This is a genomic window from Streptomyces sp. NPDC058683 (genome assembly GCF_042716195.1).
Lineage (GTDB): Bacteria > Actinomycetota > Actinomycetes > Streptomycetales > Streptomycetaceae > Streptomyces.
In genome coordinates, this window is record NZ_JBHXSK010000032.1 from 92,476 (window position 1) to 112,511 (window position 20,036).

At 67.9% G+C, this 20,036-nt stretch carries 14 protein-coding genes and 2 pseudogenes; 8 read left to right on the forward strand and 8 right to left on the reverse strand.

Going from position 1 to position 20,036, the window contains the following annotated elements:
• The first annotated feature begins 61 nt into the window (after positions 1–61).
• A complete protein-coding gene (locus ACFWXC_RS31600) occupies positions 62–403 on the forward strand; it encodes a hypothetical protein (protein WP_384483799.1) in 342 nt (113 codons plus the stop codon).
• 31 nt (positions 404–434) lie between these two features.
• Here ACFWXC_RS31600 and ACFWXC_RS31605 read toward each other — a convergent pair whose 3' ends face one another.
• On the reverse strand, positions 435–1,004 hold the full coding sequence (locus tag ACFWXC_RS31605) for a hypothetical protein (RefSeq protein WP_384483801.1): 570 nt from the start codon (positions 1,002–1,004) through the stop codon (positions 435–437).
• Positions 1,005–1,964: 960 nt separating this feature from the next.
• Here ACFWXC_RS31605 and ACFWXC_RS31610 point away from each other — a divergent pair.
• Entirely contained in the window at positions 1,965–2,900 is a 936-nt protein-coding gene (locus ACFWXC_RS31610) for an RNA polymerase sigma-70 factor (protein WP_384483803.1), read from the forward strand.
• Between the two features lie 368 nt (positions 2,901–3,268).
• Here ACFWXC_RS31610 and ACFWXC_RS31615 read toward each other — a convergent pair whose 3' ends face one another.
• Entirely contained in the window at positions 3,269–5,443 is a 2,175-nt protein-coding gene (locus tag ACFWXC_RS31615) for a SpoIIE family protein phosphatase (RefSeq protein WP_384483805.1), read from the reverse strand.
• A 304-nt stretch (positions 5,444–5,747) separates the two neighbouring features.
• On the opposite strand from ACFWXC_RS31615, the pseudogene ACFWXC_RS31620 reads away from it, so the two are divergent.
• The 5 genes and pseudogenes from ACFWXC_RS31620 to ACFWXC_RS31640 form a co-directional block, all read left to right on the forward strand.
• Positions 5,748–7,256: pseudogene (locus ACFWXC_RS31620) on the forward strand (PAS domain-containing protein); the annotation flags it as partial.
• Positions 7,257–7,405: 149 nt separating this feature from the next.
• A pseudogene (locus ACFWXC_RS31625) lies at positions 7,406–7,675 on the forward strand (PP2C family protein-serine/threonine phosphatase); the annotation flags it as partial.
• Positions 7,676–8,239 carry an ATP-binding protein gene (locus ACFWXC_RS31630; RefSeq protein WP_384483878.1) on the forward strand — a complete coding sequence of 188 codons (564 nt, stop codon included), beginning with the start codon at positions 7,676–7,678 and terminating at the stop codon, positions 8,237–8,239.
• 269 nt (positions 8,240–8,508) lie between these two features.
• On the forward strand, positions 8,509–8,880 hold the full coding sequence (locus ACFWXC_RS31635) for a cupin domain-containing protein (RefSeq protein ID WP_384483880.1): 372 nt from the start codon (positions 8,509–8,511) through the stop codon (positions 8,878–8,880).
• A 257-nt stretch (positions 8,881–9,137) separates the two neighbouring features.
• A complete protein-coding gene (locus ACFWXC_RS31640; protein WP_384483807.1) occupies positions 9,138–11,990 on the forward strand; it encodes an AAA family ATPase in 2,853 nt (950 codons plus the stop codon).
• Between the two features lie 301 nt (positions 11,991–12,291).
• Here ACFWXC_RS31640 and ACFWXC_RS31645 read toward each other — a convergent pair whose 3' ends face one another.
• From ACFWXC_RS31645 to ACFWXC_RS31655, 3 genes are all read right to left on the reverse strand, one after another.
• Positions 12,292–13,497: an acyl-CoA dehydrogenase family protein gene (locus ACFWXC_RS31645; RefSeq protein ID WP_384483809.1), complete on the reverse strand. Its 1,206-nt coding sequence runs from the start codon at positions 13,495–13,497 to the stop codon at positions 12,292–12,294.
• A 284-nt stretch (positions 13,498–13,781) separates the two neighbouring features.
• Positions 13,782–14,405: a DUF5134 domain-containing protein gene (locus ACFWXC_RS31650; RefSeq protein WP_384483811.1), complete on the reverse strand. Its 624-nt coding sequence runs from the start codon at positions 14,403–14,405 to the stop codon at positions 13,782–13,784.
• A gap of 70 nt (positions 14,406–14,475) precedes the next feature.
• Positions 14,476–14,919, reverse strand: coding sequence for a cupin domain-containing protein (locus ACFWXC_RS31655; protein WP_384483813.1), 444 nt, complete (start codon positions 14,917–14,919; stop codon positions 14,476–14,478).
• A 328-nt stretch (positions 14,920–15,247) separates the two neighbouring features.
• Here ACFWXC_RS31655 and ACFWXC_RS31660 point away from each other — a divergent pair, with 328 nt between their 5' ends.
• On the forward strand, positions 15,248–15,991 hold the full coding sequence (locus tag ACFWXC_RS31660) for an SDR family oxidoreductase (protein ID WP_384483814.1): 744 nt from the start codon (positions 15,248–15,250) through the stop codon (positions 15,989–15,991).
• 323 nt (positions 15,992–16,314) lie between these two features.
• Here ACFWXC_RS31660 and ACFWXC_RS31665 read toward each other — a convergent pair whose 3' ends face one another.
• From ACFWXC_RS31665 to ACFWXC_RS31675, 3 genes are all read right to left on the reverse strand, one after another.
• A complete protein-coding gene (locus ACFWXC_RS31665; protein ID WP_384483816.1) occupies positions 16,315–16,941 on the reverse strand; it encodes an HAD family hydrolase in 627 nt (208 codons plus the stop codon).
• Between the two features lie 358 nt (positions 16,942–17,299).
• A complete protein-coding gene (locus ACFWXC_RS31670; protein WP_384483818.1) occupies positions 17,300–18,925 on the reverse strand; it encodes a cytochrome bc complex cytochrome b subunit in 1,626 nt (541 codons plus the stop codon).
• Positions 18,926–19,043: 118 nt separating this feature from the next.
• On the reverse strand, positions 19,044–19,355 hold the full coding sequence (locus ACFWXC_RS31675; protein ID WP_384483820.1) for a WhiB family transcriptional regulator: 312 nt from the start codon (positions 19,353–19,355) through the stop codon (positions 19,044–19,046).
• Positions 19,356–20,036 lie beyond the last annotated feature (681 nt).

Below are 20,036 nucleotides of genomic sequence, written 5' to 3' on the forward strand. Positions count from 1 at the left end.
AAGCGCTGAGGGTGTTTCTGCCTTCCCGCACCCGGGCTTACCGCCTTTCCTGGAGCACAGCATGAACACGAGTAAGGAGGCCGCGCGCGGCCTGACCGACATCGAGACCTTCCTGTATCGGCACGCTCATCTCGAAGCAGCACGGCAGCGCGTGGCGGTATTCACCACGCGGGTGCCGGGGATGACCCAGGAGCAGAAGGCGGATATCGAGAGCTGGTACCTCAAGGAACAGAAGTACGTCGCACGCATGGTGACGGAACACATCGCCGCGAGCATCAGCGAGGTGCAGCAGCAGCACCGTGTCCGCTTCACACGATGGCTACGAGGAACGCTCACCGCGATGATCCTTGTCACTGTGGCCATGGCCTCGTGCTTCGCTGTGCTCCTGGGATCGCTGAGCTGAACTGCCGGGCGCCGCTTGAGTGGCCTTGACTCTAGGAACGACGGGCGCGGTAGAGACCTCGCCCGGTCCGCTGGATACGAGAGGCGCCGACGAGGCGATCAAGTGTGCTGCGAACCCCGTTGATGCTTCCGCTGTCGGAGTCACGGCCCAGAGCGGCGGCCACATCACGGGCCCGTACATCGACGTCGTCGGCTGCGGCGAAGTACTCCATGATCTGCTCGGTCAGCCGGCCGTATTTGTTCTGCCCGTCCGTGTCGTCCCCAGCTGGAGCAGGACGGTCCGCGTCCTCGCTCTCGCTCGGCGACTTCTGCGCCCGAGGTGCAGGTGTCGTCGCGATACCGGCGGACTTGGTGGACTCGGTGGAGACAATCTCGGCCTGCGGGACGACGGGCTTCGGAACCTGGACCTGCTCCGTGGCAGCCGGGGCACGCATCAAGGACTCGAAGGCGCTGAGAGCCCGCCGCACCGAGCTGAGATGTGCCACGACCGCCGCCAGTTCCCTCTCCAGCGCCTGCTTCTGGATCTGCAGGCGGGCCAAATCCTCTTGGAGGCCTTCGGCGGTGACCTCGATGTCGTGCGTCGAGTGGGTTACGGAGACCATGCGTTCCTCTCATCCTGTACCCCTCCGACCACGTCCCGACTCAGCTGCGTGCCGCTCGGCCCGGACGCGGAAACGGGTACCCCGCCGACATGATATGCGCCGTTCTGCAAAGGCACCGTGACGTCTGACCAGGCTGCATCGTGCTCTGCGGAGGATCCGCCACGATTGCAGGCCTCACTGCCCCAGCGATCACGTGACTTTGGCGGTCGAGTCGAATCACTAGATCATGCGATGCGCCTCAGGAGCACCCTCGGCCACGCTGGCTGTGAGGAGCGTTCCGGTGCGACTGCCGCTCATGGTGTGTTGGGCTCCGTGTCACATCTTTCGATCCCCGCCGGTCAATGGTGCGACAGATCGAGCGGATGAGGGAGGCGGGCGGTGTTGGACGTCTGTGAGGCGCCGTCCGGATCGAACCGCCTGCCGTGGCACGCCTACGTGTCGGCCGGCTGGTCGTTGGCCGAGAGCGGGAAGCGAGTCGGCGAGCAGTGCTATGGCGCACTCGGTGTCCCGCGCGAGGACATGGAGGCGAGACAGGGGGCCGTTGCCGCGAACCGGGGCTGCTTTGACGCCCTTGCCGCTCGGCCGAATCACTCGATCATGCGATGCGGCCAGGCGTCGTTATGGCCCAGTCTGGTCTGGTTGGCGAAGAGTGCACTCATTACCCGAAGAGAAGTGCAGCTGTTGCTCAGAGTCCTGATGTGAACCAAGGGGCGGATCGCGAGACCGGGGTGTCTCTGCCTGACCGCCGCTGTTCCGGCAACAGCCTGCGACGTTCCCATGTGCCGATGGCCACATTTCCCGCACCACCCGAACAAGCCACGCGAAGCCTCATGCCCGGCGCGACGCCGGCCGTGAGGAACACGTCGCAGGACGGCTTGTCGAAGCCAGCTGCTTGCGCGCGGTAGCGAAGTGATCCCGCCACGCGACAGCCGTATCCGGAGGAACGAGGACCAAAGGATCATGTATCTCAAGTCGTCCCCTACGACGAGTGACCTTGACGAGGCTGTTTCCACCTTTGTGCAGTACCGCGCGCGCCTCTTCGGGATCGCCTACCGCGTGCTCGGCAGTGTGGTCGAGGCTGAGGACGTGGTCCAGGAGGTGTGGCTGCGTTGGCAGAAGACCGACCGGTCCGTGGTGGTGAGCCCGGTGGCCTTCCTGTCGAGCGCGACGACTCGCTTGGCCATCAACGTGGCGCAGTCGGCGAGGGTGCGCCGGGAGACCTATATCGGGCCGTGGTTGCCTGAGCCCGTCGACACCAGTGCGGATCCGGAGGTGGGCGCGCAGCGGGCGGAGGCTCTGGAGTTGGCCCTGTTGCTGGTACTCGAGAAGCTGAGTCCCACTGAGCGGGCCGCGTACGTCCTGCGCGAGGCGTTCGACTACTCCTATCCGGAGATTGCCGAGATCCTGCAGCTCAGCGTCGTCAACATCCGCCAGATCGTGAGCCGTTCGCGCAAGCGCCTGTCGGGCGAGCCGCGGGTGAGCGTGGACGCGGTGGAGCATCGACGCCTGCTGGATGCCTTCGTCTCAGCGGCTCGCACCGGGGATGTGGCCTCGTTGGAAGCCGTCCTCGCCCCCGACATCGTCAGCCTGTCCGACGGCAACGGTCTCCGAGGCGCCGCGCGTGTACCTGTGGTGGGCCGTGCGCGTGTGGCCAACCTGGCGACCGCCACTCCACGGTTCTGGCGGGACACGGACCTGCGACCGGTCCAGGTCAATGGCCGTACGAGTGTGATGCTGTACCGCGACGGTTCCCCCACCACGATCCTGACGATCGCTGCTTCGAGGGAAGGCATACACAAGGTGATGTGGGTGTTCAACCCGAGCAAGATCGCCGCGTTTCTGGGCTCCCGCGCCCGCTGCGCACCTGTTCCTGGTCTTGCGTCGGCTGATGGGTGAGGCACGCTCCCCGGACTCCTCGACCGGGCTCTGTCCGCTCGGAATTCACCGCCCTTGCCATGACCGGGCCCTAGGTGGAGCGGACTGTGGTCGAACAGGGACCGATCCAGCGGCTGCGCGTCTGCCCACCGGGGACGGCGCGCACAGGCCGCCAGGCGTTGCCGGTCCTGGCAGTGGATCGCGGGGCAGGCCGGCTCCCGGATCGCCTCACCGGTCTTGATCACGCATCCCGGGTGACCGCACGCTCACTCGATCAGGACGGTCAATCCCGACACCGGGTCGCAGGGTGTGGCCGTCGCCGCTCCAACGCGGCCGGGCGGGCCGCCGCGGTACGGATCGGCTGCCGCACACGGCTGTAGCACTCTGCCCTATCCGGTGGCGGCGAGCCCGATGAGCAGCAGGGCGATGTCGTCCGTCATGGGAGCGGTTCGCCGTGCGTGGTCGATCAGGGCTGTGGCGAGCCGGTCCATCGGCTGGAACCGGGCCTGGGCGAGCCGGGCGGCGAGCCCGGACATGGCATCGTCCAGGTCGACTCCGGGAGTTTCGACGAGTCCGTCGGTGTACAGGGCGAGGACGGTGCCGGGCGTCAGCGGGATCTCGGTGGAGGGATAGTCCGTGTCGGGGTCGATGCCGAGCAGCAGCCCGGGCGGCAGGGAAAGGACCTCGGCGTGTCCGTCGGGGTGGCGCAGGATCGGCGGGGGATGCCCGGCGGTGGCCAGGACGGCCCGGCGGCGTGCGAGGTCGAGGTGTACGTACAGACAGCTGACGAAGCGGCCCGGGTCCAGGTCGACCAGTTGGCGGTTCGCCTGCGTGAGGGCCTGCACCGGCGCGGTTCCGGTGACGGCGTGGGAGCGGAGGGCGGGGCGGATCCGGCCCATGAGCGCGGCGGCGGTGACGTTGTGGCCCTGAACGTCGCCGATGAACGCGACCGCGGTGGTGTCGTCCACCCTGACCAGGTCGTAGAAGTCGCCACCGATGTCCATGCCACGGGCGGCGGGCAGGTAACGGGCCGCCGCATCCAGACCCGGGACGTCTGGCAGCGAGTCGGGGAGCAGGGCCGCTTGCAGCGTCTGCGCGAGCTCCTTGCTGGCGTCGTACAAGCGGGCCCGTTCCAGTGCCTGCGCGACGAGTCCCGCGAGTGCGGTGAAGACGACCCGTTCTTGCTCGGAGAAGGGGTGGGGGCGATCGAAGGCGAACACGCACGAGCCCACCGGGCGCCCGGAGGTGATCAGCGGCAGAAAGGCCCAGGCATGCAGCCCTTCCTGACGAACGACGGGCGGGTAGGCGTGGGACAGTTCCTCGAACGTGGCGAAGAAACAGGGCCGCCCGGTGGCGAGGACCCGGACCGGGGGCGCCGGGCAGGTCAGCGGAGCTCCGTCGAAGTGTTCCAGGAGCCCGGGGTTGTATCCGCGACGGCCGATGACACGCATTCTGCCGTCCTCGGCCGCGAGCAGGGCCACGGTCCGGGCCCCGAAGGTCGCCAGTATCTCTTCGGTGATCAGATCGACCACGTCACGCACGCCCACGGCTTCGGAGAGGGCCGCGGCCAGGTGGAGCACCTGGTAGACCTCGCCCAGGGGGATCCGCTCGCCCAGGAACGTCCCCGTCCTGGCGGGCCCGGCCCGTGAGGCCGGGCCCGGACCGGTCGGCGACATACGGACGCTCACCCCGGATGCGTCGGGGTAGAGCTCGAACGCGAGCCACTGGTCCGGCGGACGCAGGGCGGTGAAGTAGACGGGTCTGTGACTGACCAGGGCGCCGCGGAAGCACTCCTCGAAGGGCGAGTCGGTGCACCAGGGCAGGGACTGCCAGGGACGTGTGCCGGTCAGCTCGGGGACGCTGCCGCCGAGCAAGGTGGCGGCGGTGGCGCTGACGTAGGTGAACTCGCCCTTGAGGCCGAGCGAGCAGATGCCCTCCGGAAACCGCTCGACGAGGTCCGTCGCGGCCAGCGCCTCGGCCGGATCCCGGCTATGGGCCGGCGCCTGCGGCAGGGTGCGCGGTGTCGGTCCCGGACGGACGGCGTGGCCGGTATCGGCGGCGGCGCGCAGGAACCGTCCCAGGCGGCGACAGACGGCAGCAACCTGATCGGGCTCCGGACCGGCGGCCCCGGGGGTGTCGGAGCCGGGCCACAGGAGCAGCAGCGTGCCCCAGTCTCTGGTGCCGGTGACGATCGGTGCCGCGGCCGCCGCGCAGTGGTACGGAAGTGCGATCGCCGTACGCGGATAGCGCCGGGCGAGCTCCTCGGGGTCGCTCAGCCAGACCAGTCGTCGTTGGCGCAGCGCCTCCGCCACCGGAACAGGACTGGACAGCGCCACCCGGGACCAGGGCGTCAGAGATTCCGCGGGCAGCCCTTTGGCCACCTCCAACTGCAGTGCCTGGCCGTGGGAAGCCAGCAAGAAGACCGCACCCGCGAACACCCCCGTGTCGTGCACGGCCAACTCCAGCAGCCGGTCCAGCTCCGCCCGGCGAATCGGCCCGGAGGCGGGCGGGGACGGACGGGGCCCGTAGGGCGGTACCGCGCCGTCTTCCCGTATGGCGCACATACCAGCACCGTACGTCCGCAGCCGCCGATCCCGCGCGGGAGAGCCGCCTGAGCCCACCATCGCGGCAGCACCCCTTGTCACAGATCAGAACGGCGGCCGGTCAATGGCCTGAAAAGGGAAAAGCAGGGGCGCAATTCAGCTCATGTCCGAATCCGGAATTGAGAACGGTGACGAAGCACGGCGTGCCGCAGGCGTCTGCCCCGCCGCTACCTATCCGAGGACAACGAATTCGATGATCAGCACTGACGAAGCGATGCCCGGTAAGCAGTCGAACATCCGCGAGCCCTCGGAGTCGGCGATCGCGATGCTCGACGAGCAGGGGACGGTGGTCGGATGGACGCGGGCCGCCGAGCGGCTGGTCGGGTACTCCGCCGGCGACGTCGTGGGCCGGTCGGCCTCAGCCGTACTGCCGTACTCCGAAGAAGCGCCGACGACGGCGGAGTTCGTTCAGCAGTGCCGCGCCCAGCGCGGCTGGTCGGGCACGACGACGGTGCGGCACAGAGATGGTCATGGGCTCGACGTGAGCCTGCGGGTCTCGATGCTGTGGGGGCAGGGCGAAACGGTCCGGTGGCTCGTGTCCGTGACCGACATCGGCGAGGTCTCCGGGGAAGCGACGAACGGACTGGTGCGGGAGTCGCTGCTCGCCCGTGTCCCGATGGGCATCGTCGTGGGGGACCCGCAACTGCGCTGCGCCTGGGTGAACGACACGATGGAGAGCCACGACGGCATTTCCCGCGACCGACGGCTCGGACGTCGATTCACCGATGTGCAGCCCGGCGCCGAGACCGAAGCACTCGAATCAGCGATGCGACAGGCTGTCCGGAGCGGGCCCACCAAGGTTCACGACTACCGGACGCGGCTGCCGTCGAACCCCTATCGGGAGCACACGTTCGCAGCTTCGATCTTCAGCCTCCAGGACGCCGACGGCCTGGTCCTGGGGGTGTGCGTCATCAGCGTCGACGTCACCGAGAGCCGGCGGGCGCGCGACCGCCTGGCCATACTCAGCGAGGGCAGCACCCGCCTTGGCAGCAGTCTGGACGTGATGCAGACCAGCCAGGACCTGGCCGACCTGGCCGTACCTCTGCTCGCCGACTACGTCGCCGTCGACCTTGAGCAGTCAGTTCCCAGTGGCGAAGGGCCCCCGGTCCACGTCGGCTTCACGGGCGAGCGCCTCCCTGTTTTCAGGCGCGCCGGTCTGGCCTCGATCCGTCATGGGGTCCCGGAGTCCCCGTGGGTGCAGGGTCAGGTGGTCCCCTGGCCGTCTGCCTCACCGTTCACCGACGTCCTGAGCTCCGGCAGGCCCCATCTGGAGCCGGTCCTGGACACCGCTCCGGGCACCTGGATCGACCAGGACCCGGTACGGGCGCAGAAGATCCACGAGAACGGCATGCACTCCCTGATGATCATCCCCATCCGGGCGCGGCGCGTCCTGCTGGGAATGGTGCTGTTCATCCGAACCGTGGACCAGGGGCCGTTCCAGGAGGTCGATGTGCTCCTCGCCGAGGAACTCGTCACCCGTGCCGCGCTGGCGTTGGACAACGCGCGCCAGTACGCCCGCGAGCACACCGCTGCCCTCGCCCTCCAACGGAACCTGCTCCCGCACCGTTTGAAGGGCGGCGCGGCAGTCGAGACGGCGTCTCGTTACCTCCCCGCTGACATGGATCACGGTGTCGGGGGTGACTGGTTCGATGTGATCCCGCTGTCCGGCGCGCGGGTGGCGCTCGTCGTCGGCGATGTGGTCGGACACGGGATCAACGCCGCCGCGACCATGGGCCGGCTCCGCACCGCCGTGCGCACGCTCGCCGACATGGAGCTGCCCCCAGACGAACTGCTGACCCACCTCGACGACACCGTCCAGCGGCTGGCCGAGGAGGATGCCGACGACTTGGAGCAGTACCCCCCCCGGCTGTGGGTGCCACCTGTCTGTATGCGGTCTACGACCCGGTCACCCGCCGGTGCACCATGGCGCGGGCCGGGCACCCCCCGCCCGCGATCATCGACCCGCAGGGGCGGGTCGCCTTCCCCGACCTGCCCACCGGAACCCCGCTGGGCATCGGGCTGGGAGTCCCCTTCGAGGCCGTGGAGCTGGAACTGCCCGAGGGAAGTCTCCTCGCCCTGTACACCGACGGCCTCATCGAGACCCGCGACCGCGACATCGACGTGGGAATGCACCGCCTCGGCACAGCTCTGGCACAACCGAGCCGCTCCCTGGAAGAACTCTGCGGCCGCGCGATGAAGGCCTTCCCGGGGCAGGCACCCTCCGACGACGCCACGCTGCTCCTCGTCCGGACCCGCACGCTCAGCCCCGCCCAGGTGGCCTCCTGGATGCTGCCCAGCGACCAGACCGCTGCCCGCAGTGCCCGGCACCTGGCCGCCCGCCAGCTGGCCGAATGGGGCCTGCGAGGTCTTGAGGACGCCACGAAGCTGATCGTCAGTGAACTGGTCACCAACGCCGTCCGCCACGGCGGCGGCCAGATCGGCCTGCGGCTGATCCGGCACCAGGTCCTGACCTGCGAGGTGTTCGACACGAGCGCCTGCTCCCCACGCGTGCTCTGCCCACGCACTCACGACGAGAACGGCCGAGGCCTCTTCCTGGTCGCCCAGTTGTCCCGCAGATGGGGTTTCCGCTCCGTGTCGGGTGGCAAGGTGGTCTGGGCCGAAGCAGATCTGGCCCCCGCATCAGCACTCGCACGGGCCCTTGGGGTACCACCCACGCCGGAGGAGCGACCCGTCCTCGCCTCAGGGTCGCCCGCAGACTCCGGTGTCGCCCCGGGACGCGGTCCCGTGCCCTGGTAATGCGCTCGCCGGTGCCCACCCGTGTCCAGGAGCGACGAGGCGGCGGATCGCCTTCCGCGTGATGTGTGTTCTCCATGGCGAGGTGTGTTCTCCATGCCGCGGGGGCTCCTGGTTTGTGAGGGCGCCCGACAGGAGGCAGGGTGGTCCTGGAGCTCCGCGCGTGCGGCAGCTGGCGTTGTGGGCAGGCCTACGGAGGTGCAGCAGTGTCGGCACAGGACTCAGCGAACGACACCGCCGAACAGGACAACGAGTCGACGTTCGGCCCCAGGATGCTGGCGGACGTCAAGCCGCCCTTCGTTCCCGAGGGTGCCTCGGGGATGACCATCCTCGTCGAGTGGCCGCCCGGCGACCCCGGGACTCCTCCGCACCGTCACTCGGGACCGTGTTTCGGCTACGTCCTGGAAGGAGCGGTCCGGTGGGAGCTCGAAGGTGAGCCGGAACGCGTCATCAATGCCGGTGAGACGTTCTGGGAGCCGGGCGGTGAGGTGATCCACTACCAGAACGGCAACGCCTCGTCGGACGTGCCGGCCAAGTACATCGTGTTCATGATGTGCGCGCCGGGTCAGCCGATGCTCACCCTGGTCGAGGAGCAGGAGCTGAGGGAGCGGGCCCATCTACGCGCCCCGCGCCCCACCGACTGACCTGCCGGCTCATACAGGCCGGTTCCGGACGGAGCCCGTCGACTCCGTAGGAGCGCGCGATGAGGCAGGAACGCCGCTGATGTGTGTACGGCCGCTCGACGCCGCGGCCAGGGGGAAGCCGCGGGTCGACCTGCCGAACACGGGATTCCCCTGCTGGTCTCCCTTGGCGGTGCGCACCAGCGCGAAGTCCGTGCGGAGATCCCCAGCTCAAGGGGACCGGCGTTGAGGGCACATATGGCCTGCGGCATGCTTGCCCCATGCGCAGCACAGACCCCACGGGCGACCTGGACCCCGGGCGCGGTAACCAGGCTGGGTCCGGGCTGAGCCTCAGGGGACGGGACCGTGAGATCGCGGCCGTCCGCGAAGCTCTGGTGACAGTGCGTGGCGGACGGGGCGCCTGCGTCGTCGTGGAAGGCGTGCCCGGCGTCGGCAAGAGCCGGCTGCTCGCGGAGCTGGACGGTCGGGCGCGGCGGTGCGGGTTCGATGTGGTCTCCGTACGGGCCGACGAGTTTGATCAATACGCGGCGGGGGCCGCCCTGCAGTCCGTCCTGCAGGCCTCCGACGGTTCCGCCCGAGCCGCCGCAGCCGTGAACGACCAGCGGCTCTGGCTGCTGGACAGCATCGCGGACGCTCTGGAGGACCGGGCTCAGCGCGCGCCGGTGCTCGTGCTCGTGGACGACACGCAATGGGCCGATCCGGCCACGCTCTTCGCCCTGCGCACGCTGCCCGGACGACTGGCGGCCTCGCGGATCCTGTGGGTGCTGGCGGTACGGTCGGAGACCGAGCGGCCGACCGTGGCCAGGGTGCGGGAGGACCTCGAACGCTTCGGAGCCCGCTGGCTGACCCTCGGCCCCCTGCCACAGCAGGAACTGGAGAACATCGCGGCCGACGTACTCGGGGCGAAGCCTTCACCCGGTCTGGCCAGGCTGCTGCGAGGCGTCGCGGGCAATCCGTTCCTGGCGATCGAACTGGTGCGCTCTTTTCCTGACGCGGATGCCGTCAAAGCGGAGGCGGGCGCGACCGGCCGCCTCTACCGCGACATTCCCGTCGGCTTCCGTCAGAGTGTCGCCGCGCGTCTGGAGCAGCTCCCGGAGGACGCCGTGCGCGTGCTCCAGATCGGCTCGGTCCTCGGCCGCGAATTCGACCTCGGCACGGCCGCCCGCATGCTCGGCAGGCAGGTTGGCAGCCTGCTGTCAGGAGTGGAGGCCGCCCTGAACGGCGGTCTGCTCTCGGCGGAGGGCCCGCGACTCGCCTTCCGTCACGACCTCCTGAGGCAGACCGTCCACGAGAACCTGCCGCCGGCCGTACGGACCGCTCTGCACCGGGAGGCCGCCGAGAGTCTGCGCGCCACCGGGGCACGATCGGCGGAGGTGGCCTGGCATGTCGTCATGGCGGGCGGCCCGGTCGACGACGCCGCCGTGAGCACGCTGCACACCGCCGTACGGGAACTGTCGTCGACGGCACCCGACGCGGCCGCGGACTTCGCTCAGCGGATCGCCGGCCTGCTGCCCCTGCGCGACCGGCGTCGCGTCAGTCTGCTGACCGACGCCGCCGAGTACCTCGGCCGGACTCGCCGGGTTCACGAGGCGCTCGATCTGGTCGACGCCGCCCTGTCGGACGGTCTGGAGCCGCTGCAGGAGGCGAACCTGCGCCTGGTGGCCGCCGAAATACACCAGGCCGCGGGCGATGACGCCGCCGCCATGACACACCTGCGGCAGGCCCTGGATCTCCCCGCGCTGCCGTCCGACCTGCGTGTCCTGCTGCTGAAGACGCAGGGGACGGGCCATGTGTACCTCGGAGACATCACCGCTGCCGAGCAGACGGACACCGGCCTGGTCGCGGCCTCCTACCGGAGCCACGATCCGGCCATCGTCGTCAGTGGCATGGTGTTCCAGTCGCAGACGTCCTTCTACCGTGGGCGCCTGGCCCGAGCTCTGGAGCTTGCCGAGGCAGCCACCGTACGCGCCTGCACCGAGCCCACCGTGCCCTACCTGCGGCCCCCGAGAATTCCGGCGCTGTGGCTGGCCACCGTACTGACCACCACTGACCGGCTCGCGGACACCCAGCGGGTGCTGCGTGAGGGACAGCACGAAGCGGAGGTGCTGGGCCTCGGCTGGTCGCTTCCCCACTGGCACGCCCGCCGTGCCTGCGCCCTGCTCGAACAGGGCGCGCTGGACGACGCGGCGGTGGAGGCCGAGGCCGGTCTGGCGGTGGCGGACGAACTCGAGATCACCCAGCCGAATCCGCAGGCCCGCTCCGTGCTGGCACTGGTGGAGATCAGGCGCGGTGACCTTGCCAAGGCGAGGGACCATCTCCGCGCCGCCGAAGCCGGCTCCGGCACGAACGCGCAGCGGTACGGCCTGTGGGTGTCTCTTGCGCGCGCCTGCTTGGCGGACGCGGAGGGCCGCAGCGAGGCAGCGGCCATGGCACTCACGGGCAACTTCGAGGACAGCGAGCCGACACGGCTGCTCACCCTTCCGCCGTCCCACTGGCCCGGAATCGTGCGTATCGCGCTGCGCGGCGCGGAGCCATCGGTCGCGCAGGCAGTGTCCGGCGCACTGCGCACCCTGGCCGCCCGGGACGACAGCCAGGAGATCGTCGCGGCCGCCCGTGCCCATGTGGACGGCCTGCTCCACAGCGACGCCCGTGCACTCACGTCCGCCATCACCGGCTACCGGAGCACCGGCAGGCGACTGGCTCTGGCTGCGGCATGCGAGGACCTCGGCGAGCTCATGGCCACATCAGCCGATACGGCGCAGGCGATCCCCTACTTCGAAGAAGCGGGTCAGCTGGCGTCGGCCTCGGGAGCCCTACGCGATCTCGAACGGATCCGGCGGCGACTTCGGCAGCTCGGCGTGCGCGCGGGCGCCCCGCGCCACGACACGATCAGCTCCCAGGGGTGGGGGAGTCTGACCGAATCCGAGCGGAAACTGATCCCGCTCGTCGTGGACGGCCTCACCAACCGGGCGATCGCCGACCGGCTCTACGTGTCCGTGCACACCGTCAACACCCACATGAGGCACATCTTCACCAAGCTCGGCATCAACACCCGCGTCGAACTGACCCGGCTGGCCGTTGAACGGCGTGATACCACCGACGGGGCCGAATGAGCGGTGCCCCGGCGAGCACCGCCAGGTTCGGTGCCACGCACGAAACCGGACCGTCGAGCCCGGCGAGGGTCCGTGCGGGACGGTCGGCATCGCGCCTTGCCGTGAGGACACGTTCCCACAGCCCGCCTCTGCGGCCGCAACAGGCTGAACTCCCCCATCCGGGGCCGTCGCGCTTCTGCTCCGCGTCTGCGAACCGGATCCGCGACCTGCGCATCCCGGCGAACACCGGCTCCTTGTGGCGCACGCGGCAGCCGAGGCGATGACTTCTTTCCCTCTGCTTACTCGGAGCGTGCAGCCCGGCTCACACGAAGGCGCTGTGCCCGGTGATGGACTTGCCGACGATGAGGGTCTGCATCTGGCGGGTGCCCTCGTAGGAGTAGAGGGCCTCGGCGTCGGCGAAGAACCGTGCGACGTCGTGGTCGAGGACGATGCCGTTGCCACCGAAGATCTCGCGGCTGAACGCGACGACCTCCCGCATCCGGGACGTGGTGAACCCCTTGGCCAGCGCCGAGTGGTCATCGCGGAAGATGCCCTGGTCCTGCAGCCGGGCCAGCTGTACCAGCATGCCCCAGGAGGCGGTGATGTCGCCCAGGCTCTTCACCAGCAGGTCCTGCACCATCTGGAACCCGGCGATCGGACGTCCGAACTGCTGACGCCCCTTGGCGTAGGCGAGCGCGAGCTCGTAGGCACCGATCATGACACCCAGAGCCTGCCAGGCGACACCGCTGCGCGTGAAGCGCAGGATCTCCGCGACGTCTCTGAAGGAGTTGATGTTCTGGAGGCGGTTCGCCTCCGGCACCCGTACGTCGGTCAGGGCGATCTCGGCGTTCTCCACGATCCGCAGCGCAATCTTGCCCTCGATCTTCACCGGCACGAAGCCGGGGGTGCCCTTCTCGACGACGAAGCCCTTGACCTGGTTGTCGTCCACGTCCCGCGCCCACACCACGACGTGGTCGGCGAAGGTGGCGTTGCCGATCCACCTCTTCGCGCCGTTGAGGACCCAGGTGTCACCCTTGAGCTCGGCGGTGGTGCGCATGCCACCGGAGACGTCGGAGCCACCCAGCGGCTCGGTCATGGCGAAAGCGCCGATCTTCTCCATCGAGGCCATGGCGGGCAGCCACCTCTCCCGCTGCTCCTGGTCGCCGCCGGTGTAGATGGAGTAGAAGCTGAGCCCGTTGTGGACGCCGAAGAAGGTGGCGACCGAGGCGTCGACGCGACTCATCTCCATCGCGAGCATGCCGGTGAGCAGATGGCCGGCGGCGGGCAGGTGCTCACCGTAGCCCTCGTAGGACAGGGCGGTCAGCCCGCTCCCGCGGAACTTCTCGATCAGCTCCATGGGGAACTCGCCCTTGTCCCAGTACCCGTTGACCATCGGCTTTACCTCGTCACGCAGGAAGGCGCGGGCCTTGCGCAGTATCTTGCGTTCGTCGTCGGCGAGAAGCGCCTCGTACAGGTAGAAGTCGGCGCCCAGCAGGTCCTCCGGCGGTGCCGGGGGAGTGGTGGTCATGTCATTCTCCTTCTGGTGTCGGACATGGCAGGGGCGGTCCATGGCGAACGGGCCGGCGAGGTGTCCGCGGCCGCGGGCCTTGATGTACTGCAAGGGGCTGTCCCAAGAGGGCAGCGTGATACGTGTCGGCGTTCCCTGACAGGCGGGGCCTGTTCCCGCCGCCGTCTCACCGTGACAAACGCTGTCAGACGCCCGGTTTCTGACGGAGCCCGTCCAACAAGCCGCGTCAAACCTCATATTCCGACCGACAGGCCACCCCGGTTGTGATGTGCGCCGGCGAGGAGTCAATGGGGCATCAGGAGCATGACCGCCGTTCCCATGGCTGTCGCTCCGTCCCAGAAGCGGTGGTAAACACTCTTGAGGCTGGTCGAGTTGTCGGCCGTTTCGGTGATTGCGCGCAGTGCGGGCATGTCACGGGTCAGTGAGCGAAGAGAACATGTGAGGAGGTACAGCGCCAACACTCCTGTGACGACGTTGTCGGCCTTCGACGCACCCATGAAGGGGCTGAGATGCATGGTCTGGTGTGCTGTCGGAACGCCCTCGGCCATGGTCTGGTGGTCATGGCCCGCCGCGCGGTACGACATCCAGGTCATCGCCACCATGCCGACCGCGTAGGGCAGACTCCTCAGGGTTGCCGACAGCTGTCGCTCCTGGCCGGACCTGACGGCGGTCAGCGGGAACCACAGTGCGGCGGCGGCGAAGAAGACCGACAGGGGCAGCTCCGGCAGGGCGCTGCCCCAACTCCACGGCATCACTGCCATGGCCAGGGCCATGGCGGCGTGCAGCAGGTGGTCGACGTGGCTGCGGCAAGCACGGGTCCGTGTCGGGACACCCTGCCGGAGCGCGTGGACAGCGGCCGCCGCGAACAGGGCGGTCAGCATGTAGTGGACGACTTCAGTGGCACTCATGCCGAATCGCACCCTCCCACGGAACGGTCAGGATCCGTGCCGGAACTGCATGGTGTGAGTGGGTGGTTGGTCAGTCGGTGGGGCGCGGGACACGCAGCCGGGCCCGTTCGGCCAGTTCCTTCTCACTGACCAGTTCGAGCATGGGCTTGCCCGGTGCGCACATCATGGTGACGACGAACCGGGTCCGCGCATCCGCCAGCGCGTTGCCGTCCTGGTAGTGGATCACATCACCACCCGGCTCCCAGAACGTCCCGCCGGCTTCGATCACGCGCTCGGGCTCGCCCTCGAGTTCGAAACGGACGGCACCCTCGACGACGTATCCGAACGCAGGTCCCGAGTGGCGGTGTGGCGGCGTTCCCGGGTCTCCGGGCTCCCACTCGACATGAATAGTCATCGCCGACGCACCCTCGGGAACGGTGATCGGTGCGGCGTCCTGGAGCATCGTCGCCGCCGTCTTCCACCCTTCCGAGAGGGACTGCTCACCGTGACCGTGCGCTGCATCCTTGTCCGACATTGTGTTGCACCTCCGTAGATCCACTGTGTCCTGAGCCAGACGTACCTCGCGACCGGAATGTCTCCGGACGGACGCCCCCTTGGTCGTCCGCGTGTTCCCATGTCCTGGTCCCGTGCACGTTCCGCAGTGATGACCGGGCGCACAGTGGATCTGTGACACAGGGGGCTGCGTCCATTCTTCGTAGATGCCGTTCGGAGCGAGCACGGGTCTTGGCGCGGTGTCACAACATCGGGGTGAACACTGTCCTACGTGTGGTGCGTGGCTGACGTCATCGTCAGGCGTGCGGAGGCATCAGCGGGGTCACACCCCCCGACGGGAAGAAACCCAGATGAGAGTCGTTGTTGTAGGAGCCACCGGTCTGATCGGTTCCAAGACGGTCGCCAGGCTTCGGGACCACGGAGTGGAGGTTGCTCTCGTATCACGCAGGGAAGGCGTCGATGTCATGACCGGGGAGGGCCTTCCCAAGGCCCTACGCGGCGCGGACGTGGTGGTGGACGTCGCCGATGCGCCCTCCCGTGCGGAGACCGCGAGCGTGGAGTTCTTCAGTACCGCCACGGGCAATCTGCTGGAGGCCGCCGGGTCGGCCGGCGCCGAACACTATGTGATTCTGTCCGTCGTAGGGGCAGACCGGCTGCGAGCCGGGTACTTCCGCGCGAAGGCAGATCAGGAGGAGCTGGTACGGCGCTCGCCGATTCCCCACTCCATTGTGCGTGCCACACCGTTCTTCGAGTCTGTGGAGGACATGTCGTGTTCGGTGTCGTACACGGACAGCGTCCATGTCGCACCCGTCCTGACACGCCCCGTGGCGACGGACGATGTCGCTGCCGCGGTCGCTCACGTCGCAGTCGGCGTGCCGCTGTTCGGAGTGCTTGAGGTCGCCGGTCCGGACGAGGGCCGTCTCGACGAGCTCACCCAGAAGCTGCTGGCCGCGCAGGGTGACAGGCGTGCGGTGATCGCCGACGCGCACGCTCCTGTCTTCGGCGTGGAGCTCCAGGAGCGGACTCTGCTGCCCGAGGCGGAGGCCTGCAGCTTCGGGCACCGGACTTTCAACGAGTGGCTCGCGCGACCCTGACCGTCGGCCTGTGATGTCCATGGCGACAGCCTCCCCGTCCGACCGGCTGGGACTTGGCGGCCACATCTCCACCTACGCCTCGGCGGATTGACTCCACGAGATCGAGTTCATCAGGTGAGAAGGAGACAGGGCGGCGCGGGGTACCGGTCGTCCCGGACGAGGCCCGCACGTTCGGCATGAGTCTCCGTTCGCGACGGCCGGCATCTACTCCCCGGACGGCCGGACCTTACCTGCTCCTGTGTCCGTGACAGCGATTCGGCACTGTCCCCTGCGGTGAGGCGGCTCGCGACGTCGCCGCTTCCCCCTTCAAGCAGTCTCCGGGCTCACGGATTCGGCCCGAGAGCGACGCCCAGCAGTTCTCCGAGCCGCGTCGTGGAGTGCTCCACGCTGCGATGCAGGACAGTGGCCATTCCCAGTGCCTCGGCGGGCGGCAGGTTCACCGCGTTGTCATCGACGAAGACGCATTTCTCGCCGGGCACTTCGAGCATCTTGAGGATGAGCTCATACACAGCCGGCTCCGGTTTGCGCAGTCCGTACTGCCCGGAGATGAGCGCCGCGTCGAAGGCCGCGTCGATGTCGAAGCCTCGATACATGTTCCACGGGGCCAAGCCCATGCTGTTGGACAACAGACCGATCTTCAGTCCGGAGGCGCGGGCCCTGGCCAGCACCGACACCATGGATTCGTCGAGACGGGAATCCGCGAAGACCCTGCCCAGAAGGTCGGTGCTGTCGATGCCCAGGGCCTGGCCCATGCGATGGTTCCAGTCGAACTGAGTGGCCCTGCCCCGTTCGAGGTCGTGAGTGAGCGCGACCATCTCCGGGTTTCGATACCAGGTGCGCTCCACCGCTCCTTCGGAAAGGCCTTCACGGTCTTCGAAGCCACGCACCGCATCATCGAGTGATGTCGTGAGCACACCGCCGTAGTCGACTATGAGACATGTTCTCGGCACAGTCTTCCGAACCTCTCTCCCACACCGACTGGTTGACTCATGTTGTTGGATAGACCGTGGAGAGGCGGAGGACGTGACGCGCTCAACCGCGTCTTGCCGGGTGTGCACTCTTCGCTGTCGGCGCCGGGCCGTGTCACGCTGATGCGCCTCACCGACTCGCAGATACCCACACGTGCTGTTGAGCCGAGGGACGCGGGTCACTGAGCGTTTTCAGCGTTGCCGCTCCAGGGTGAGGACGGTGGCGGCGCTTGACGTAGTCGGGACCGGCCGCGCGTCCGGTCTGCTGCGCGCCATCCGCGACGCGTGGTCGAGGAATCGAGGCAGTGCGGTTCCCTACCGTCGGCTTATGGCTGCTCTGTCAGCGCAGGTGCTCATGGGCGATCTCCTGGTACTCCTGCGTGGTCGGCTTGGGGATCTGCGAGCCTTCGCCGTAGAGGGCACGGCTGAACCTGACACGCAGACGGCGGGCAAGGCGGGTGCCGGCAGCGGGGCTCTCCGCGTTGCCGTTCGCACCGGGTGCGATCGGCGTGTATTGCTCATGCTGTGTCAGAAGGTGGAGTTCCTCCCGGCTGAGAGGCTGGTGCACCTCGACGAACTCGCCGTGCGGCAAGCGCTTGATGACACCGGTCTCGCGGCCGTGCAGTACCTTGTCGCGATCGCTGCGTTGCAGACCGAGGGCGAACCGCTTCGCCACGGCGTAAGCCGCGAGAGGCGCGACGAAGAGGCCGATACGGACCGCCCACGTCACTGATTCGACCGAGACATGGAACCGGGTGGCGATGATGTCGTTCGCGGCACCGATGAGCGATACCAGATAGAAACTGATCCAGGCGACACCGAGCGCCGTTCGCACGGGGCGGTTGCGCGGTCTGTCGAGAAGGTGCTGGTCACGATCGTCCCCGGTCGCCCAAGACTCGATGAACGGATATGCGCCCATGGCCAGGAAGAGGCCGACGCCTGCCATCAGCGGAATCAGGTTGTCCAGTGCCAGAGTGTGGCCCCAGAAGTCGATTTCCCAGCCGGGCATGACTCGCAGCAGTCCGTCCGCCACGCCCATGTACCAGTCGGGCTGCGATCCGGCCGAGACCTGGTCGACGCGGTAGGGGCCGTACAGCCAGATGGGATTGATCTGCACAAGTGCTGCGATGGTGAAGATGACACCGGCGACCAGGAAGAAGAAGCCCGCGGACTTCACCGCCCGTACCTTGAGCGGCAGGCCCACCACATTCTTGTTGCTCCGGCCCGGACCTGGATACTGCGTGTGCTTGTGGTGGAGCAGCAGGATCAGATGGGCCACGAGCAGTCCCACCATGATGGCAGGGATGATCAGAACATGGATGGTGTTGAAGCGCGCCACCAGTTCACCGCCCGGGAACTCGCCTCCGAAGAGAAACACCGAAAGGTAGGTTCCGGCGATCGGTATGGAAAGGATCGTCCCGTTCACGACGGCGAGCCCGGTTCCGGAGAGAAGGTCATCCGGAAGGTCGTATCCGGTCAACCCCCCGAACATTCCGAGTACCAGCAGCAGGAACCCGAACAGCCACTGGAATTCGCGGGGCTTGCGGAACGCGCCGGTGAAGAATACGCGCAGCATATGGACGAGCATGGCCCCGATGAACACCAGGGCTGCCCAGTGATGGGCCTGTCGGATCAACAGGCCGCCCCGGACGTCGAAGGAGAGGTGCATGGTCGAGTTGAACGCCTCCGACACCGTCTGCCCCCGCAACGGCGTGTAGCTGCCGTTGTACTGCACCTCTTTCATTGACGGATGGAAGTACAGGGTCAGATAGACCCCTGTCACGATGATAACGATGAAACTGTAGAGACAGATCTCGCCCAACAAGAAGGACCAGTGGTCCGGAAAAACCCTACGTGCTTTAGCACGGATCAGGCTGTACGGGCCCAGGCGTCCGTCCGCCCAACGGGCAATCCGCTCCCCACCGCCTCCTTCGCCCGCTTCTTCCTTCTGGCTCTGATCATCCATGTCCCTGAAACCATTTCTCATCCGGCCCGAAAGGGACGCTCTTTATGTCATGAGACCGAGACGGCGGAGCGCCGAATCTGCACTCCTTGGGCGAGCAGGCTCATGACTGCTTCCACCCCTATGACCGGGCATGAGGCATTGATGTGACACGCATGGCCCCGAGGTGCTGCTCAGCGCCGTCCCGCCGCCTCATCAGACGGCGTTCGCCCTCCGTCTTTCCGCCCCAGATGCCTTCCACCTGCTCGACGTTCATGGCCCAGGCGAGACACTGATCCATGACCGGGCAACGACGGCAGACGGCCTTGGCCTCGGCGATCTGAATGTGCGTCAAGCCGCCGTTGCCTATGGGGAAGAACAAATCGGGGTCGTTGCGTACGCAAGCTCCCTGTTCGCGCCAATGCGTTGTGTGGTCGCCTTGTTCTGCAGCCATGACAGAGAAAACCTCCAGGATTCGACGCTCGATGGGAGGGCCTGGAATGCGGTCATGGTCTTTCTCGTCTCCGTGAAGGATTCCAAGGGTCGTCAGGTGAGACCGGGGACCGGGCAGTTCTGTGACACGTCAGCGGGCAAGGGGTGTGTGAATTCAGCCGCTGATCTTGACTGTTGTGAGGGGTCCAGGTTCCTCAGCGCCGTGGAGACGTACTTGAGGGCGGTGGCCTCGTTTGCGCGTCTCGACGTCGAGGGAGAGGAAGGAGGCGCTGCCCGAACTGCCGGCGCCGGAGAACGTGGCTCTTCCGTTGAAGCTCGGCGGTATGGCCTGCCGCGAGGCGGAGCGGCACGCACAGCAGTGCTCCGGGCCGTTGGGCCTGAAGGGCAAGGAGGACAACTCCGCCGACGAGCCGACGGCCGCCCTCGGCCAGGCGGCAGGCGACGAGGCAGGCCGCACGCACGGCCGCCGTTTGCCGTGGCCGGGTCGGCCGGTGTCCGGCACCCACCACACAGCCGGTACGGATCACACGCGGCCGTACGTGATCCGCCCGGTTCGCGGCGTGGGCGTGCCGATGCCCGCGTACCGGGACCGCGGGGGCGGGGGGCCGCCGCCGGGGCGGCCGAGCGGATCTGGCGGGTGGGTGTGGGCGGCGGGGGGGGGGGTGTGTCCAGGGCCCCCAAA

Coding starts and splice junctions, on each gene's coding strand:
- ACFWXC_RS31615 (WP_384483805.1), bottom strand. CDS start 5,443: ATGTGCGCCATACGGGAAGACGGCGCGGTACCGCCCTACGGGCCCCGT.
- ACFWXC_RS31600 (WP_384483799.1), top strand. CDS start 62: ATGAACACGAGTAAGGAGGCCGCGCGCGGCCTGACCGACATCGAGACC.
- ACFWXC_RS31645 (WP_384483809.1), bottom strand. CDS start 13,497: ATGACCACCACTCCCCCGGCACCGCCGGAGGACCTGCTGGGCGCCGAC.
- ACFWXC_RS31650 (WP_384483811.1), bottom strand. CDS start 14,405: ATGAGTGCCACTGAAGTCGTCCACTACATGCTGACCGCCCTGTTCGCG.
- ACFWXC_RS31655 (WP_384483813.1), bottom strand. CDS start 14,919: ATGTCGGACAAGGATGCAGCGCACGGTCACGGTGAGCAGTCCCTCTCG.
- ACFWXC_RS31640 (WP_384483807.1), top strand. CDS start 9,138: ATGCGCAGCACAGACCCCACGGGCGACCTGGACCCCGGGCGCGGTAAC.
- ACFWXC_RS31670 (WP_384483818.1), bottom strand. CDS start 18,925: ATGGATGATCAGAGCCAGAAGGAAGAAGCGGGCGAAGGAGGCGGTGGG.
- ACFWXC_RS31635 (WP_384483880.1), top strand. CDS start 8,509: ATGCTGGCGGACGTCAAGCCGCCCTTCGTTCCCGAGGGTGCCTCGGGG.
- ACFWXC_RS31610 (WP_384483803.1), top strand. CDS start 1,965: ATGTATCTCAAGTCGTCCCCTACGACGAGTGACCTTGACGAGGCTGTT.
- ACFWXC_RS31605 (WP_384483801.1), bottom strand. CDS start 1,004: ATGGTCTCCGTAACCCACTCGACGCACGACATCGAGGTCACCGCCGAA.
- ACFWXC_RS31675 (WP_384483820.1), bottom strand. CDS start 19,355: ATGGCTGCAGAACAAGGCGACCACACAACGCATTGGCGCGAACAGGGA.
- ACFWXC_RS31630 (WP_384483878.1), top strand. CDS start 7,676: ATGAAGGCCTTCCCGGGGCAGGCACCCTCCGACGACGCCACGCTGCTC.
- ACFWXC_RS31660 (WP_384483814.1), top strand. CDS start 15,248: ATGAGAGTCGTTGTTGTAGGAGCCACCGGTCTGATCGGTTCCAAGACG.